Raw genomic sequence first — 17,380 nt, 5'->3', positions numbered from 1 at the left:
AATAGGCAGTACATCATCAATCAGTTAAGGATATGGAAAATCATCTCCACAGGCTTCTATTGCTTCTTTTGTTGCTCGAAACGGCCACCTTAGCATCGGCGCAGAACAGTCCCATCCCCATCATCCAGGACTACGACAACACCAGCCTGCCGCCAACCTACCAGATCAACTCAGACACCACCTTCTGCAAAGGCCGCACCATCACCATTCACGGCCAATACTTCAAGCGGGCCACCAGCGGCGAACTCTGGGACACAACCCAGGTTTTCCTCGGGGGCCAACGGATATGGCCGCAAAGTATCGTCTCGCAAATGGGCGGCACCAACGACCGTTTGGTACTCGCACTCCCTTCTACCTACATGAGCGACACCTGCCTCCGATTGGAGATCGTCAAGCGCACCGTCCTTGCCCTCGACACATTCTTTTACGCCACCGCCGACACCATCTGCCTCACAGGCGACAAAGCCAGCGTGACCTACGGCGCAAGCGTATTCTGCCTCGGAGACACCAACCCAAGGCCGTCCATCACGCTGTTACCACCCACCGCCACGGGTGCCTTCTGCTGCCGCTCCGGCGCCCCCGGATTCTGGGTGAATCCCTCCACCGGCGAAATTCCCCTGCATCCCGGAGCAGTAGGGGCCAGCAACCAATTCAAGTATGTCACCAATCATCCCCGATGCGCCGACACGGTGGCTTTCGACGTGGACATCCGACCGGTCTTGCCCGGCCAAGCCACCATTCAGGGCCAAACCTTCATTACCCTTTGCCAAACCAGTGCACCCATCATGGCCGACACCGCAAATCTCCTGCCTTCCGCGGGCATATTCCGTTCTCCCACAGGCCTCGCATTGATGAATCCACTGGTCGGATTATTCGATCCCGCACTCTCGCCCGTCGGACTGCATTCCCTTTGGTGGGTCCCCATCACACCCTGCTTCGACAGCGTCGAAATACAGGTTTTGATCCTGCCGACCACGACCGCAACAGTGGCCTACCCAGCCATACCATTGAACCTCGGCGTCCCAACACTCTGCCAAGGCGCACCACAAGCATGGCCCACCTTCACGAGTGGCAATTCCGGAGGAACCTTTTTCGCCAATCCCATCGGCCTCGACCTCGGACCCAACGGCGAAATCGATCCAGCCAACAGCCAAACCGGAACCTACACCATCCAATATGCCACCACAGGCCAATGCCCCGATACCGTGACGGCAATCGCAAACCTGCATATCGACACTACCCTTTCCGCCCAATTTACCTTGCCCCAAACACAATATTGCGCCAACGACACGCTCGCACCCATCGCCCAAACCGCCGCCGGACTTTGGCAAATCCTCAACAGCCAAAACCAGATCCTGACAACGACAAACACGACACAGATCGCCCTACCCTCCAATCTCACACTCCCACTCACACTGTCACTCAGGCATATTACTGGCGGATTTTGTTCGGATACAGCCTCCATTCCATTTACAGTCCTTACCACCGACAACCCCGCATTCACCTACCCTCCAAATGGCAACTTTTGCCTCGGCGACCCCGATCCATGGCCCTTGATCCAAGGCAACGGCGGCTTATTCTACCCAGTCACCACGGCAACCATCGTGGACACCGACGGTCGCCTCCACCTCAGCGCCAGCGGTGCCGGCACCCATACCATTCGCCACATCACCGGCGGCACCTGCAAAGACAGCCTCGACCTCACCGTGACCATCCACAGTTCAGCCTCGGCCAACTTTGCCTATCCCGCCTCCTTGTTCTGCACCGCCGACACCAATCCCCTGCCGCTGATCCTCGGCACGCCCGGCGGCACCTTTTCTGGCGATTCGGGGATCACCGTGCACCCATCCACGGGCGCCATCCTCCTCGCGCAGTCCCAACCCGGCACCTGGAACGTCACCTATTCCCTCTTGGGCAGTTGCCAGGCAAATTTCACCCAAACCGTCCAGATCAGCCCAACCGACAGCACCACCACCATGTTCTATCCCCAAGACCACTATTGCCAAGCCCATCCGGACGCGACCCCGCTGATCAACGGCGACACGCTCGGGAGCTTCGTGGCAGGTGGCGGAATTGTCTTCAGCAACACCGACCGCGGCCAGCTCGACCTCGACGCCATGTTGCCCGGCGGACCCTACATCGTCTATTATGACATTGCCAACCGCTGCGCCATCGACACCCGCGACAGTATTTGGATCGACACGCCCGACGACCCCAGTTTCGCCTATCCCAATGCCACCTACTGCGAAGGCGGGCCCAACCCAATTCCCACGACCATTGCCCTTCCCGGCGGACTTTTCTGGGAATCCACCGCCAGCATCACCTTCGCCAACGACCAAACCGGCGAAATTGACGCCAACATGAGCCTCCAAGGCGGACCCTATTTTATCCAATACACCACCGCCGGCCCCTGCCCGGAAACCGCAACCCAGCAACTCACCATCCTGCCGAAGCCCCTCACCGCGCGGCTCACCGTCACGCCCGACACCAACTATTGCCAAGGCCAAAGCCTGATGCTCGAAGCCACCGCAGGCGGCGCCATCCAATGGCAATGGTACCTCAACCAAAACCCCCTCCCCACCACCGACGAATTCCTGCTCCTCAGCACCGAATTGGACACCCTCGACACCGTCGCCGTTGTCCTGACCAACGCCCTCGGATGCACCGACAGCCTTTCGGCAGTCTTGCGCGGCCTTCCGGTCCCCAAGCTCACTGCGTCCGTTACCGCATCGGCAACCAACGCCCAGGGAACCGCCAAAGTCCAGCTCCAGATCGCCACCGACACCGACGGCACCCAAGTAGATTGGCAAGCCATCGGCACCAACCTCCGCGAAATCACACCCAATACCGGAACCATCGGACCCTTTGGCCCAGCCACACCTGCAACGCTGGCACTCACCCTCACACTGAATTCCAGCTATGATCTTGCCCGACTCAAATTCCTGATGACGCCACGCAACGCCACCTGCACAGGATTCCCCGACTCCCTTGCGATCACACTCGCACCCGATACCCACACCGTTTTTATCCCCGAAGTCTTCACCCCCAACGGCGACAACAAAAACGACACCTGGCAAATCACATGGCAGCCCAACATCGACCCAGCCGACTTTGTAATCCATCTTTTCAACGGCGCCGGCGGTAAAGTCCTCCAAATGGACGGCCTCCACCCAAACTTCGACGGCAGCACCCTCCCCGACGGCGTCTATTGGTGGGTCCTAAAGGAAGCAAAAAGCGAAAAAGCAACGATCCAAACCGGCGGCCTGACAATCAGGCGACGCTAAGCATCCCAAGGAATTCAACACAAGGTGTGATTCTGTAAATTCAGTGAAACGTAAGTTCAGCGAAGCTAATTCTGCTCAAATTCTGGAAATTCTGCTCAAATTCTGATCCAGACCACTCCCTTGCCCTTGCTCACTCCGTTTTCCTTGCCCACTCCGTTTTCCACACCCTTGCCCTTGCGCACACCGTTTTCCTTGCCCACACCGTTACCACGCCCTTGCCGTTGCTCAAACCGTCTCGTCCTCGCCCGCGCAGTTTTCCACACCCTTGCCGTTGCCCACACCGTTTTTTGGCCGCTTGTCGGTAGCCCGATGCGGGAGCGTCGGGTAATGCGGACGCCCCCCCCCTCTCTATCGCCGCGCCTTGGCACGGCGATAGAGAGAGGGCAAAACCAATTATTGATCATTCCGATTCCAGCCTACCAATCTAGGCCTGCCACAAAACGCTCAAAACAGCCGTACTTCCAGGATACGGTAGGCAGGATGTATTCATCCAACCATCCTCATTCTCCCCACCTAGCTGAAACCACATCGATTTTCGAATGTGCTACATCCATTTCTTGACATGCGATGAACGTCCTACAGTGCGGGCTCTTCGGCAATAGTTTTCAAAACACTAGCTACCTAATTATTTGACTGTAAGTACATCCTCACCGTCATTCCACTGATCTCATGGAATTGGCTTGAAAGGTGCTGTACACTGCTATAACCGAGCCTCGTTGCGATCTCCGCAAGCGTCAAGCATCGGCTCAAAAGGAGTTGCTTCGCATGATCGATCCGCTGCTCAATGATGAATCTTTCCAAGGTCATTCCCTCGTGTTTGGAAAACATACGGCTGATATGGGCATAAGACTTGCCAGTATGGGTAGCAATGTGATGCGATACGTTCAGTCTGCTTTTTTGGAATTGGTCGTCTTTGAACATCAAGAAAACCAAGTGTTTCACTTTTTCAACTAACTGACCCTGCTTGCCCCTGATTGGAATGAATCCCGAGGATTCCAATTGGGCTTCTATTGCCGCCAATTTGAGGTGATGTGGTTTCCTTACAGTGATAAATCCAAAACGAAATTCCACCAATTCGATCCGTAGTTGTTCCAAAACCGTCAATAGTTGCGGTGGGCAGTCACTTGAACGTATGCCTTTCAGGCAAATCGTAATCTCTTCCATGTCCGTGATTTGAAGAATGAAAACACAACAATCCTTGCTCCATGTGAGGCATGGAGAAACTGCTGTGTCTTCTCAAATCAGAAACACTTGGAAGCGTACATATCTGGAAAATGTGGGTAGTGCTTCGTTTTCAGGTGGCTTGAACGATGCGGTCTTTTCCTCGAATGAAAGCAGCACTTCCCTTGGGAGTTCGCAAAAAACAATCAACGGAACTTGAAGTGAGGCAATGGCATCATTGGATTGGAAATAGGTTGGTGTCGAGAAAAAGCGCACCGAGTCGTCGATGCAGCAACTTTCAAGGGATGCCATTCCCATATCGACTCCAACTTCAAAATTGGTTTCTTCCGCTGCTTGCTCGAGGTCTATATGGGCCTCACAAGATGTATGCTGTTGCACCGCATCGGGAATTGGCTCTTCTTCATGTTCAAAGGTGGAAGGATGATGGTGCGCATGTCCTTGCGGCTCACCACCATGCTCATGCGATGGATGCTCGATTTGTGATCCATTCTCGTGATGATGATCGTCTTCAAGGGCTGCCTTTTGGGCCGTTGGACTTTCAATAAGAATGGAAACTAGCTTGGAATGGCCTTGACAAAGATTGCTTTCACGGCAATTGATCTTTGTTTTCGGCAACTTTCCCAGCAAGCAAGACATCTCCACAAGGAACAGCAAGCAAAAGGGTAACAGCAAACACAGGCTAAAAAAAGCCTTGCGCCTTTGCCCACGCTTGCGATATGTTTTCCTTGTGGTTGCCAAAGGACTTATTGTTTCAAGAATTTCAAGGTTTTTATTCCATCTCTTCCATTGATTCTCACAAAATAGAATCCTGCAACCAAGCCTTCTATTTTGAGTTTTCCATCAGGGGCAAGCCTTTGTTCAATCAAGACCCGACCGTAAGCATCCAAAATTTCAAGGTAGTTTTGGGAAACGGGCCGATCACCAAAGTCTAGGGAAATATGATCCGATGCTGGGTTTGGATAAAGTGACACGGCGAAGTCATTGGTCGTATTCCCAGGCACAGAAGTCGCTGTATTCACCACCAAAAACTGCCCCATCATGCCATCGTCTTCGTGGTGCAGAAGATGACAATGGTACATGTAAGGCACCGAATCATCGGCAAAAGTTACAAACTGGGTAATGAAACGCAGGGTATCGTCTGGCTTGACCAAGATCACATCCTTTAGGCCAGCATATTGCGGCGGTGGCGGAGTGCCGTTGATGTCTAAGACAAAAAACTGGATGTCGTGAATATGGAAGGGATGCGCCACTTTGGTGGAATTAGTAAGTGTCCAAATTTCCTTGTTGTTGAGTGGGATCGTGATGTTGATGGAATCCATTTCAAAAGGGTCGTTGTTCATGTGAAACGGGCCATCCACCAAAGCTACTTCACCAAATTGGGTAGTATCTGCGCCAAAATGCAAGTAGCGGTGTGCATTCACGGCCAAGGTATCCATTGGGATGAGGGGGGCAAAGGAAGATGGAATAGCTACCACAGGATTGTTGGTTGCTACCGCCACATCAAACCTCACAAGACTAAAATCCAACCCATTGAGCGGATTGGAATAGTAGCCTTCCCCTATGGGATTGGTCACAGTCCCCACCGAATCGGCCCCGATGATTCCCCTGGGCAACTCGGAGGAATAACTTACCAGATTCACGGACTGGCCCACAGAGTAGGCATTGAAGTCGATCAACATTTCTGCACGTTCTCCTGTGGACAACCTGACACGATTAGTCTGAATAGGCTGGGACAAAAGCCCGCCATCCGATGCAATCAAATGAAAATCGCTGTTGTCGCTCATGCCCAGATAATAGGTCCTGTCAGCACTGCCGTTGAGGACACGCAAGCGTACCACCTGTTTGGGAACTTCCAAAGTGGGATCGATCGTGCCGTTTACAATCATGATAGAGTCCTCGTGCGTGGCGATGGCAATTTGTTGCAATACATCGAATGCCTTGGATTGAAGGATGAGCGGAAAATCATCCACCCCATAAGTACGGGGAAGCGCATAGCTGGCCTCTGCACTGTCACGGATGATAATGAGGCCCGCAAGACCCTTGGAAACTTGAATCTCAGTCTTGCCTTCGCCATGCGGATGGTACCAATAAGTGGCGGCCTCATTGCGTATTTTGAATGAAGGACTCCAGGTGGTACCAGGAAGAATAGCCTGATGAGGGCCGCCATCGTTTTCAGGAGCCACATGAAAGCCATGCCAATGCACGGTTGTGGAGGTATTCAATGAATTGGTGACATTGAGCGTAACGCTATCGCCTTTGTTCATCAAGAGCGTAGGCCCCAAAAAATCTCCATTGTAGCCAAAAGTAGGAGTGGTAAATCCTGGAAAGAAGGTCTTGCTCCCAGTTTGCACAGTCAACCCAATGGTCGTGCCGCTCAAAGTATCAGGAATGAACAATGGGTTTTGCCCATAGGAAATTCCAGCAGCCGCAAAGGAGATTGCGGCTGCCAAGAATGTTGGAACTAAATTGATTTTCATTTTAATGTACTACGCTCACCTTGCGATTGGTGAGATTGCCACTGGCATTCATCTTGATCATGTAGCTTCCACTCGCTAAAGTGGATGTGCTGAACGATTGCGTAAATGTACCGACACCTACCACTTCGTCACACAGTACACGCACCTGCCTTCCCGTCAAGTCCAGCATCTCGATGCGGAGGTTGCCGGCAGCAGTTACGTTCACATTCAATTGAATCCTATCTTGGGAGGGATTAGGAAATACCGATACAGTTTCCAAAGGATCGTTTTGAACTTGGATGCCCGTGGCTGTATTTAGGAATCCACGGATGTCAGATGCCATTTGCGTTGTGTCGCTCGTAGAAAACCCGATGTAAGGACTACCCAAAACCGAGTGATTGGAGCCGCCGCCGAGAATCACAATCGTTGGCATCCCCATCCCACCATAGTAGGCGACTTGGGCGGCGCCGCTGTCCATGGGCGCGGATGAAAAGCCATTGTTATTCACCCAATTATTGATTGTTGTACATGAATAGGTATTGTTGAAGCCAAAGGCATACGATTTGATCATGCCTGGATATTCCGCCAGCAGATCAGCTTTCAGTGCCTCCAATTTGGTACCTGCAGTGACGCATGGACTGCAGTTGTTCATGAAAAATTCCAGGATCACAGCGTTTCCAGCGTCCAAATCAGCAAACAGATGGTGCATATTGCCGTTGCAATCGACACCCTCAAAATCCATTGCCGTCGTCTGGGCAAAACCTGAAGATCCAAGAAGACTGAGAGCAAAGCCCAAAACCAATGCGATTATACCTTTTTTCATAAACCTTATCCTTTAATTTGACCGAAAAATAGTGCTTTTAGAGACAAGTTCTTCATTGCATCAAAATTATATAAGTCGATTGTCTAACCTATAAAGTCTTTCAGAGGGCGATACCTGCCTATCATACGCGACGATTCCATCGTTCTGCAAAACAAGCATTGCTTCAATCATCCAGCTTTAACCAACCAAAATCAGCTCAATTTATATAATTCTAGCATTTTGGATTCGACGTGCGAATTTTCGCACAAAACATTTAGCTTTGATGGGCTAAGTTCATTTTCAGTACTTTGTAATAAAGAATATGTGAGAAAAACACTTTCGGTACTTTCGCTTTTACTTCTCCTGCTTTCCGCAATCCAGTCAAATGCCCAAAGTGGCTGCAATGCCACCTTTGGCTATCACCACTCCATGCATAGCCTTACCTTGCAATTTGGGGATGCATCGACAAGTGGTCACTCAATTACGTCGTGGCTGTGGGATTTTGGCGATGGCCATACTTCAACTGCTCAAAATCCGACCCATACATTTGCACATCACGGAGTCTATAATGTTTGTCTTACGATTCATGACAGCCATGGGTGCTCACATACATCCTGTCACCACATTACAGTGAATGGCCTTTTCTCCGTTTCACATCATCACCCCGTGCATCATCTTCATCATGCTGCGCGATTTCAAGGAAGGGACATCGCTCCAGTGGGTTTGAAATCAGCCAGTCAAAAGGAATGAGGAATTATCCGGATCTCATCGCATCGACAGGGGATTGTAGAAAAAGGAGTCGTGCATATTGCACGACTCTTTTTTTGAGGATTCAGAAACTGTGACCGATAGGTATCAATCTCAACGATGCTTACTTGTATTTTATTCATTTGCTTGGAGGTCAAAATTCGGGCTAGAACACCTGAATTTTTCGATTAACACACATGCCTTCCGCATAGACCTTTAGAACATACACGCCGTTGCGAAACTTTTGCGTAGGTAATGACAGCGCATTTTCACTACCCTCAATTTTCTCACGCATCTGCCCAAGCATATCAAATACTTCGATCTTTTCGATTCTTTCATCAGGATGCCTCAATGATACCTCGATGAAATTCGCTGCGGGATTGGGATAGACTACCACTTCAAATGCGGGCAATCCGTCGCAGCAGCCTGTTGCCGTTGCTTCGACGAGAAACTGGCCCATCATGCCTTTGTCTTCGTGACTCAGAATGTGACAATGGTACATATAAGGCATGGAAGCGTCCGCAAAATCGGAGTACTTTGTTATCAATCTCACTGAACTTCCCTGGGGCCCTAGCAAGACCACGTCCTTTCTTCCTTGAAGGTTCGCAGGTGGGGTGACTCCATCGATGGAAAGGATGTAAAAATGATTACCATGTATGTGAAAGGGGTGGGCCATCATGCTCTGATTCGTGATGTTCCAAATCATGATGTCGTCCAAATTCTTTGTGAAATTGATCACGTTTTCATCGTATTGGACCCCATTGATTGTGAAGTTGGTCATGCTCATCATGGGTGAACCTTGAATCTGGAAATTCATTGTAGATGCGCCGCCACTGAGCCAGGGCGTATTGGTGGTGAGCGCCGTGGGAATTGTGGTGACGGGATTGGAAGTCGGAGCCACAACATTAATTTGCAAAAAGTTAAACGTGGTATTGTCCAGCGGCCCTATTGGATTTCCCATCATGGCAGGGCCTCCTGGGTATCCCGATGGTAGTTCGTTGCCATATTGATTGATGTAATAGGCGTTGCCAGTTTGCCCACTGAAATCGACCAATATTTCTGCGCGCTCTCCGCTGCCAAGACGCAACCGTGTGAGCGGAACAGGTGCATCGAGCAAGCCGTCGTCACTTGTGATTTGATGGAATGTCCTGCCGTCATTGAAACCGAATTGCAACACACGGTGACTGCTGGCATTCAGCAAGCGCAAGCGCACCACTTGGGCGGGCACATTCACCATGGGGTCCAGTGTCCCATTGACCATGCTGGTATTGTCCAGTTCGTCATTGAGCACGATTTGCTTGGTATTGTTGTCGATAGTCTGAAACTGGCAAACAAGGGGGATGTCATCCACCCCGTAAGTACGCGGCAGGGCCAGAACACCTTCGACCGAATCCCGTACGATGATCAGCCCCGCCGCACCCTTCAGCACCTGATCCATTGTCTTCCCATGCAAGTGTGGATGATACCAATAGGTTGCTGCATTGTCCATCACAGTAAAGGATGGAATCCAAGTGTCCCCAGCCATGATTGGATTATGGGGGCTGCCGTCGTTCATGGGTGCCACATGGAGGCCATGCCAATGCGTCGTCGTGGTATCCGCGAGCATGTTGGTCACGTGCATCGCGACATTTTGACCCTTGTTGAGCAGGATCGTAGGGCCGAGGTAGCGGCCATTGTACCCAATGGTGGCTGTATTGAAACCTGGATAAAACTGTTGATTGCTGTCGGCGATACTGAGGTAAATATCGGCACCCGAAAGCGTGTCGGGAATCGGAATCAGGTTCTGAGCTTGAGTGGAGGACCAGAAGCCAAGTACCAATAGCAAACCCCATCGCATGGAATTCATATTATTTTTCATTGCATCATAAAATTAGAGGTTGTTTTTCGCACCGACGGTAACATTGGTTACAGAAAAAAAAGATTGAAGTATCTTTCTTAGCTGAGAATAATCAGTGACCATGCCCGCCCATCGCATTCGTTCCGTTTTTGAAAGTGAATTCACTTGTGAGCAGGTAGGCTCCAGAGATGGCAATCTCGTCGCCTTTTTGGATGCCGCTTTTGATCGCAGTGAATGCGTCTGTTTCTAATCCAGTTTCCACCATTGCATTCTTGAATTGATTTGGGCCAATTTTCATCCACACGGCTGCCCCTTTTGCGTCTAGAATGATGGCATCTGTGGGTAAGGCCAGCGTAAATATCTTGTTTTTCAGCACAATGATGTTGGCCAGCATTCCAGGCTTCAATTCGCCTTTGCGGTTGTCAAATTCAATGCGCACAAGATTTATTTTGGAAGAGCGATTCAGTTCTGGATTGACAAATACAATTTTGCCTTGGGTTCGCAAGGCTGGCATTTCTGGAAATGTGAGGCTTGCCGTCATAGTTTCCTGGATTTCGGAGAGGTCGTCTGTATATACCTGGGCTTCAATCCAGAGGGAGGAAAGGTCGGCAAGCTCGAATATTTTTCCGCCTTCCATCACGTATTCCCCCTCTTTTATTGCAATGGCTGTCAAAACGCCTGCTGTTGGGCTGAGAATGTCAAAAACATCGGGGACCTCTCCTGAAGTTTCGATGGTTGTGATTTGCGCTGATGTCAATCCATAAAGTGCCAATTTACTTTCCCCACTCGCGATGATCTTGTCTAGGTCGGAATTGTTTGCGCCAAATGAATTCCTTTTTTGAATGGTCATGGCAAGTTCCTTTGCGGCGAGCGTGAGGTCTTCGCTGTAAATCCTGTAAATAGGTTGTCCCTTGCGAATGGTTTCTCCTTCGTTTTTAAAAAAGAGCCTTTCTATGCGGCCCATCACCCTGGAGCTGATCGTAACCATTGAGTTTTGATTGACGGTTACGGTTCCCGTAAGCTGAAATTCTTCCCCCAATTCTTGTATGCGTGCCGTGTCGGTCACAATATTGCCCAACTGCACCTGCAAGTCACTGAGGTGGAGTACATCGGAGGGCATCACCATTTCATCCACATTGGGTGGCTGTTGCTTGCCTTTACAGGAAGCGATGAGGAGAATCAATCCTACCCATAATATTCGCCTATTCATTTTTCCCTCCCTCCAATTTGATAAAACTTTCGCTGTCCATGAGGAGCTGCGCATTCTCTGCAATTTCATCGGCCTCCGTGAGCCCGACAAGGATTTTTATCCAACCGTCTGTTTCAATACCCCTTTGCACGCGTTTGGCCTTGAAGATTGCGTTTTCTTTGACCATCACGACATCTTGAACGCCAAGGTTGATCAAGGCAGTGGATGGAACAAATAGTCCTTGCTCTATGCTTGCCTCAATCGTTGCCCTCACGAGCGTGCCAATCTTGATTTGTCGGCCAGGATTGTCTAGGTAAACCCTTGCTGTGATGGTGGAATTTCCCTCCCGCAACACGGGTTCAATGAAATCAATATTCACTTCCACAGGAGGCGCTTTTATGCCATCAAATTCCAAAGCTATTCTTTGCCCCACGCTGATTTTTCCAGCATCGGCGGGATAAATATTCAGAAGCACCCAGACCTTTTGCGTGTCGTAAATATTGAAGATGGTTTGCCCTTTCTCAAAATACATGCCCTCTCTTACTGTGAGTGCTTGTGGCTCAGCAGCATTCATGGAAGTCATGTTTTCCGATGATGATTGCGCACCGTTAGCAAGTTCGTGCAAATGGCCCGAATAGGGACTGTAGATGGGGATGTTCAAAAGCGGCTTACGGGATTTTTTGAGCGATTCGACTTGATCGTGTGCAAGTCCCTGCAAAAGGAGTCGCTTTTCTGCTGCTGCAACAATCGATCTGTTTTCGGGGTCATTTTCAAGCAGGTAGATGAAATTTTCCTGCTCTGTGAGCAATTCTTTGCTGTAGATATCCGCGAGTTTTTGACCCTTTGCTATAGGCTGATAGCGGTATCGAATATAAAGCTTGTCGATCCTTCCTGTCACTCTAGCTGCAACAGTATTGGTTTGCTTGAGGTCATAGCCCACAGTGCCTGTAGTATGGAGTTTCATGGGCATGTCCATTTGCTTTGGATGCGTGGTTTTTACTGTGCTGAGGACGAACGCATTGGTCGGCTTGATCAGGAGTGGCAAACCATCGACATTGTGACTGCCGCCATGTTCGGACTTTTCCGCGAGTGTCATACCGCAAATTGGACACAATCCAGGCTTGTCCCGCATGATTTGCGGATGCATGGGGCAAGAATATATTCTTTTATGCCCTGCTCCAGTTTCTATTTCTTGGCCATTGTTTCCACAAGCAATGAAACCCATTCCTACGACAATGGCCAATAACAATGCGAGGAACTGAACTTGCACTTTCATCATCTGATCTCCAATTGTTTTTCAAATTCTACCTGCAATGAAAGCAATTCCATGAGTTGATCCAGGTAGTTCAGTTGCACCATCTTGAGGTTTTGCCATGCATCCAACACCATAAAAAGCTCCTCAGTGTTTTGCTCATAAGCGTGCATGGCAATGTCGTAATTCCTTTTCATGGCCGGTAGGATCGCCTTTTCCGTCAAATCCAATTGTTGTTTTTTGCTTTTCAATTGACTTTGGAGGGATTCGGCTTGGCCAGCAATTTGGTTGAGCAATCCTTGCTGCTGAATTCTGAGGGCATCCAATTCAAAGTGCAATCCATTCACATTGGCTTTGTACATTTTGGAGGACCAAGGCACAATCGGGATGGTGACCATCGCCATGAGGCTGAATTGTTGCGGCTGCGCACCAAATGCAAACATGTGATCGTACTTGATCCCAAAATCAGGCAGTGCCTTGGATTGCTCAAATCGTTGCTGGGCTTGCAACATAAGCCGCGACTTTTCCAAGACTTGAAAATCACTTCGATTGGCTTCTATCGCTGTGGAATCGAAGCTTTCGTTTTCATAAGATGGAATTAAAAGCACGGTATCAATGTCAAAAACGAATTCTTTCTCACGGTTCATGAGGGTATTCAATTCAATCCTTTTCTGATTGGCCTCCTGCGTAGCCATGATTTTCATGTTTTGGATGTCGCCCAACATGGCCTTTGCCTTGTAAAATGCGTTCAATTTGTCCATGCCATACGTATAGCGGAGTTCGGTGGATTGGATCATATAGGAAAGTAGGTTTTCGCTGTCTATCAATACTTTCAACTTGCGTTTCATGACCATCCATTCGTAGTAGCTCATTTTGGCCATAGCAAAAAGTTCATTGCGCATCACCTTTTGCATTTCTGCATCTACCGCAGACATGCTTTGCATATAGGTGGCATTGGCGTTGAGCTTTGCAGGGTTCATGATCATTTGTTCGGCAGAAATCATGAATGCGCCCATGCCAAGGAATCCTGTATTGCCCTCTGGCTTCCACATCATGGGATTGTAGGGTGTCATCCAAAACCCGCCACCCACCTGCGGCGGATCAAGGGCCTTGGCACCTTCGGCATAAGCATCCATCGCCTTGACCACTGCATCGTACCTTTTCAGCTCTGGATTCTGGGTCTCAATTGTATAAAAAATACTGTCAAGTGACCAAGCCTGTGCCCGCACCCGACCCAAAAACAATGAAAAAACCAGGAAACAAATCATTCCCAAAATCAACCTGCGATACATTAGCCTTCGATTCTTCATTCTCAATTCTTCATCATCAATCATTTTCAAATTCCTGCACCACGATCTTCCCGTGTTTTTTCAACTCGCGTTCCCTTACCATTGCATACAAGACAGGCAAGACAATCAATACAAACAGCGTCGAAGTGATCAACCCAAATACGAAGGGTATCGTGATCGGCTTCATCACATCGCTCCCTGTCCCAGTTGCGAGAAGGACGGGCATGAGTCCAATGATATCCACCAATACCGTCATCAACTTGGGCCTTAAACGCAGCGCAGCACCGTCATAAATGGCTTCCTCGATGTCTTTGTTAGTGGTCGCCTTGCCTTCAGATTTGAGTTTGCTGGTTTTGATGAAGAGTGAATTGTTGAGGTAAACGAGCATGAGCACACCCGTTTCCACAGCCACTCCAAACAATGCGATAAAACCCACTGCGACTGCAACGGAGAAATTGACCTCGAAAAAATACATGGAATAGGCTCCACCAACGAGCGCGACGGGTACAGCGGAAAGCACAATCAGCACTTCCCTGAAGCTATGAAATGTAAAATAAAGGATTGCGATAATGATCACGAGCACCATAGGGATGATCATCATCAACCGTTTTTGTGCCCTCACCTGGTTCTCATATTGGCCGCTCCACTCCAAATAATAGCCCTTGGGAAGCTTGGTCACAGCATTTTCCAAACGCTTTTTGGCATCTGACACAGTGCTGCCCATATCGCGGCCTCTCACGTTGAACAGCAACGTGCCGCGCAACATGGCATTTTCAGAGTTGATCATAGGAGGCCCTTCTGTAATTGCAATATCTGCAACGGCAGAAAGTGGTACAGGGCCAAAATCCATGGTTTGGAGTTGCAAGTTCTTGATTTTGATGAGCTTGTCGCGATAATCTTGCGCAAACCTGACATTGACGGTGAACCGTTGGCGGCCCTCGATGGTGGTGGTCGCATTCATTCCTCCCAATGCCGTCTCAATGAACATGTTCACTTCGTCCACTGTGAGGCCATACCGTCCTATTTCTTCTTTTTTGATTTTGATGTCAATGTATTTTCCGCCCGTGATGGGCTCTACATACAAATCTGCTACACCTTCGAGACCCTCCAATTCTTTTCGGAATTGTTGCGCGAGCACATTGATTGTATCGAGGTTTTGACCGTAGATTTTTACACCTACATCTGTCCGAATGCCAGTCGAAAGCATATTGATCCGGTTGATGATGGGTTGCGTCCATCCGTTGATCACACCTGGAATCTGGATTTTTGCATTCAATTCCGCGATGATGGAATCCTTGGTCAACCCTTTTCGCCACTCAGCGCTCGGTTTGAGCAGCACGATGGTTTCTATCATGCTTACGGGGGCATTGTCGGTCGCTGTGTTGGCACGACCTGCCTTGCCGAGCACGTTTTGTACTTCGGGGACGGTCATGAGCAGTTTGTCTTGCACCTGCAAGATGCGCTTGATTTCGGAATTGGAAATATCGGGCATCGTGACGGGCATAAACAAAATCGAACCTTCGTCTAGGGGTGGCATAAACTCAGTACCGAGATTGAGTACCAACGGAACACTGCCACCGACGAGGAGAATACTAAGTAGGATCGTGATTTTTTTCCAGCGCAAGCAAAGTAGGATGACAGGCTTGTAAAGCCAAAGAAAAAACCTGGAAACAGGGTGTTTGCTCTCGGGCCTGACTTTTCCCTTGAGAAGAATAGACATTAAGACAGGCACCAATAATATTGCAACAAAAGCCGATCCGATCATTGCAAAGCTTTTGGTGAGCACCAATGGCGCAAAAAGTTTATGTTCCTGCCCAGTGAGAAACAAGATCGGGCTGAACGACACCAATGTCACCAAAATGGAATTGAACACTGCCTTGCCAATGAGCTTGGAAGAATCTGCAATCCGCTTTTCTCTTTCTTCGTTGGTCATACAGATTCCGCCTCCTCGCTGATGGATTTCATTGCATTTTCAACCATTACAATTCCTGCATCCACCAAGTCACCCACTGCAAGGGCGACCCCAGCGAGCGACATAATATTGGAGGTGATCCCAAACCAGCTCATCAAAATAAAAGCAATGAGCACGGAGATAGGAATCGTAATCACCACGATGAGGGAACTTCTTACATGCAGCAAAAAGATAAACAGCACGATGGCCACAACGATGATTTCCTCGATCAGTGATTCTGAAAGTGTGGCCAATGTAGCCTCTATCAAATCGGAACGGTCATAGGCAATTTTGAATTTCACGCCTTCAGGGAGTCCCCTTTCCACATCAGGGAGCGCCTCCTTCACGCGGTCTATGACATCCTTGGCATTTTCGCCGTAACGCATGATCACGATGCCGCCCACTTTTTCGCCCAAACCGTTTTCGTCCACGATCCCCAATCGCAATTCCCCACCCATTTGCACCCTGCCCACGTCTTTGATGCGGATTGGGAGTGAATTGATGGTCTTGAGCGGAATGTTTTCAATTTCCTTGATGTCCTTGATATAACCCAAGCCTCTGATGATGTAGCCCATGTCGGATTGCTCAAATTTTCTTCCACCCACATCGTTGTTGTTGGCCTTGATTTTGTTGGCCACATCCATCAAGGGGATATTGTAATAGCGCAGTTTTTGGGGATCCACCACCACTTGGTATTGTTTTTGAAATCCACCAAAGGATGCAACTTCGCTCACGCCTTGCACCTTTTGCAGCGCAAAGCGCACATACCAATCTTGCAGTGCGCGCAATTCGCCGAGGTCATACCCAGGTGCATCGAGGGTGTACCAAAACACATGTCCCAGGCCCGTGCCATCGGGGCCGAGCGTGGGCGTCACACCCTCTGGCAGTAGCCTTTGCGCATAATTCAGGCGCTCCAACACGCGGGTACGCGCCCAATAAATTTCGGCATCGTCTTCAAAGAGTACAAAAACGAAACTCATCCCAAACATGCTACTTGCACGTATGGCCCTCACTTTGGGGATCCCTTGGAGGTTGCTCACCAAGGGATAGGTGATCTGGTCCTCGATGATTTGAGGATTGCGCCCCATCCACTCGGTGAATATGATGACCTGATTTTCTGAGAGGTCGGGAATGGCATCCACAGGCGTATTTTGCACAGCATAAATGCCATACAAAGTGATTCCTGCTGCGATGATGAGCACGATGACGCGGCTTTTGAGCGCCCATGTGATGAGGTATTTAATCATCTGCTTCTGCTTGAAATTATTGTGCCCAAGTTGATCATTGCCCTACGATTTTAAGTGTTTTAGCAAGTTGGATGATGAGGGTTCCTACAGACGCTAAGCCAAGTGAAATCATCAAATCGTAGAGCGACATTGGAAAGATGGATA

Annotated in this window: 13 protein-coding genes; 3 read left to right on the top strand and 10 right to left on the bottom strand. The window is 49.4% G+C overall.

Annotation, left to right across the window (positions count from 1 at the left end):
• Window positions 1-32: 32 nt before the first annotated feature.
• Window positions 33-3,284, top strand: a complete 3,252-nt coding sequence (locus IPN95_15740; protein MBK9450824.1) for a gliding motility-associated C-terminal domain-containing protein — start codon at window positions 33-35, stop codon at window positions 3,282-3,284.
• Window positions 3,285-3,905: 621 nt separating this feature from the next.
• Here the strand turns inward: IPN95_15740 and IPN95_15735 are convergent.
• Window positions 3,906-4,226, bottom strand: coding sequence for a helix-turn-helix transcriptional regulator (locus IPN95_15735; GenBank protein ID MBK9450823.1), 321 nt, complete (start codon window positions 4,224-4,226; stop codon window positions 3,906-3,908).
• 294 nt (window positions 4,227-4,520) lie between these two features.
• The gene (locus tag IPN95_15730; GenBank protein ID MBK9450822.1) at window positions 4,521-4,763 is read right to left on the bottom strand and encodes a hypothetical protein; all 243 of its coding nucleotides are present in this window, start codon (window positions 4,761-4,763) and stop codon (window positions 4,521-4,523) included.
• A gap of 36 nt (window positions 4,764-4,799) precedes the next feature.
• Here IPN95_15730 and IPN95_15725 point away from each other — a divergent pair, with 36 nt between their 5' ends.
• Window positions 4,800-4,949 carry a hypothetical protein gene (locus IPN95_15725; GenBank protein ID MBK9450821.1) on the top strand — a complete coding sequence of 50 codons (150 nt, stop codon included), beginning with the start codon at window positions 4,800-4,802 and terminating at the stop codon, window positions 4,947-4,949.
• A 260-nt stretch (window positions 4,950-5,209) separates the two neighbouring features.
• Here the strand turns inward: IPN95_15725 and IPN95_15720 are convergent, their stop codons facing one another.
• On the bottom strand, window positions 5,210-6,943 hold the full coding sequence (locus IPN95_15720; protein ID MBK9450820.1) for a multicopper oxidase domain-containing protein: 1,734 nt from the start codon (window positions 6,941-6,943) through the stop codon (window positions 5,210-5,212).
• A 1-nt stretch (window position 6,944) separates the two neighbouring features.
• A complete protein-coding gene (locus IPN95_15715) occupies window positions 6,945-7,745 on the bottom strand; it encodes a T9SS type A sorting domain-containing protein (GenBank protein MBK9450819.1) in 801 nt (266 codons plus the stop codon).
• A 303-nt stretch (window positions 7,746-8,048) separates the two neighbouring features.
• Between IPN95_15715 and IPN95_15710 the strand changes: the two genes are divergently transcribed.
• Complete coding sequence (locus IPN95_15710) at window positions 8,049-8,474, top strand: PKD domain-containing protein (protein ID MBK9450818.1); 426 nt, start codon at window positions 8,049-8,051, stop codon at window positions 8,472-8,474.
• A 163-nt stretch (window positions 8,475-8,637) separates the two neighbouring features.
• Here IPN95_15710 and IPN95_15705 read toward each other — a convergent pair whose 3' ends face one another.
• The 6 genes from IPN95_15705 to IPN95_15680 all read right to left on the bottom strand — a co-directional run bounded on the left by IPN95_15705 (window position 8,638) and on the right by IPN95_15680 (window position 17,236).
• Window positions 8,638-10,317, bottom strand: coding sequence for a multicopper oxidase domain-containing protein (locus IPN95_15705; GenBank protein ID MBK9450817.1), 1,680 nt, complete (start codon window positions 10,315-10,317; stop codon window positions 8,638-8,640).
• Between the two features lie 103 nt (window positions 10,318-10,420).
• Window positions 10,421-11,518: an efflux RND transporter periplasmic adaptor subunit gene (locus IPN95_15700; protein ID MBK9450816.1), complete on the bottom strand. Its 1,098-nt coding sequence runs from the start codon at window positions 11,516-11,518 to the stop codon at window positions 10,421-10,423.
• Window positions 11,511-12,644 (bottom strand): efflux RND transporter periplasmic adaptor subunit, encoded by a 1,134-nt coding sequence (locus tag IPN95_15695; protein ID MBK9450815.1) that lies wholly within the window; start codon window positions 12,642-12,644, stop codon window positions 11,511-11,513. Before IPN95_15695 ends, IPN95_15700 begins: the two co-directional genes overlap by 8 nt.
• A 128-nt stretch (window positions 12,645-12,772) precedes the next feature.
• Complete coding sequence (locus IPN95_15690; GenBank protein ID MBK9450814.1) at window positions 12,773-14,017, bottom strand: TolC family protein; 1,245 nt, start codon at window positions 14,015-14,017, stop codon at window positions 12,773-12,775.
• Between the two features lie 58 nt (window positions 14,018-14,075).
• Window positions 14,076-15,971 (bottom strand): efflux RND transporter permease subunit, encoded by a 1,896-nt coding sequence (locus IPN95_15685; GenBank protein ID MBK9450813.1) that lies wholly within the window; start codon window positions 15,969-15,971, stop codon window positions 14,076-14,078.
• Window positions 15,968-17,236, bottom strand: a complete 1,269-nt coding sequence (locus IPN95_15680) for an efflux RND transporter permease subunit (GenBank protein MBK9450812.1) — start codon at window positions 17,234-17,236, stop codon at window positions 15,968-15,970. The genes IPN95_15685 and IPN95_15680 overlap by 4 nt, the downstream gene beginning before the upstream one ends.
• Window positions 17,237-17,380 lie beyond the last annotated feature (144 nt).

This window comes from Bacteroidota bacterium (assembly GCA_016718825.1).
GTDB lineage: Bacteria > Bacteroidota > Bacteroidia > J057 > JADKCL01 > JADKCL01.
This window is presented reverse-complemented; position numbering and strand designations above follow the sequence as displayed.

Excerpts from the sequence above, each read along its gene's own strand:
- IPN95_15740 (MBK9450824.1), top strand. The coding sequence starts at position 33 with ATGGAAAATCATCTCCACAGGCTTCTATTGCTTCTTTTGTTGCTCGAA.
- IPN95_15730 (MBK9450822.1), bottom strand. The coding sequence starts at position 4,763 with ATGGGAATGGCATCCCTTGAAAGTTGCTGCATCGACGACTCGGTGCGC.
- IPN95_15720 (MBK9450820.1), bottom strand. The coding sequence starts at position 6,943 with ATGAAAATCAATTTAGTTCCAACATTCTTGGCAGCCGCAATCTCCTTT.
- IPN95_15715 (MBK9450819.1), bottom strand. The coding sequence starts at position 7,745 with ATGAAAAAAGGTATAATCGCATTGGTTTTGGGCTTTGCTCTCAGTCTT.
- IPN95_15705 (MBK9450817.1), bottom strand. The coding sequence starts at position 10,317 with ATGAATTCCATGCGATGGGGTTTGCTATTGGTACTTGGCTTCTGGTCC.
- IPN95_15700 (MBK9450816.1), bottom strand. The coding sequence starts at position 11,518 with ATGAATAGGCGAATATTATGGGTAGGATTGATTCTCCTCATCGCTTCC.
- IPN95_15695 (MBK9450815.1), bottom strand. The coding sequence starts at position 12,644 with ATGCATCCGCAAATCATGCGGGACAAGCCTGGATTGTGTCCAATTTGC.
- IPN95_15690 (MBK9450814.1), bottom strand. The coding sequence starts at position 14,017 with ATGATTTGTTTCCTGGTTTTTTCATTGTTTTTGGGTCGGGTGCGGGCA.
- IPN95_15685 (MBK9450813.1), bottom strand. The coding sequence starts at position 15,971 with ATGACCAACGAAGAAAGAGAAAAGCGGATTGCAGATTCTTCCAAGCTC.
- IPN95_15680 (MBK9450812.1), bottom strand. The coding sequence starts at position 17,236 with ATGATTAAATACCTCATCACATGGGCGCTCAAAAGCCGCGTCATCGTG.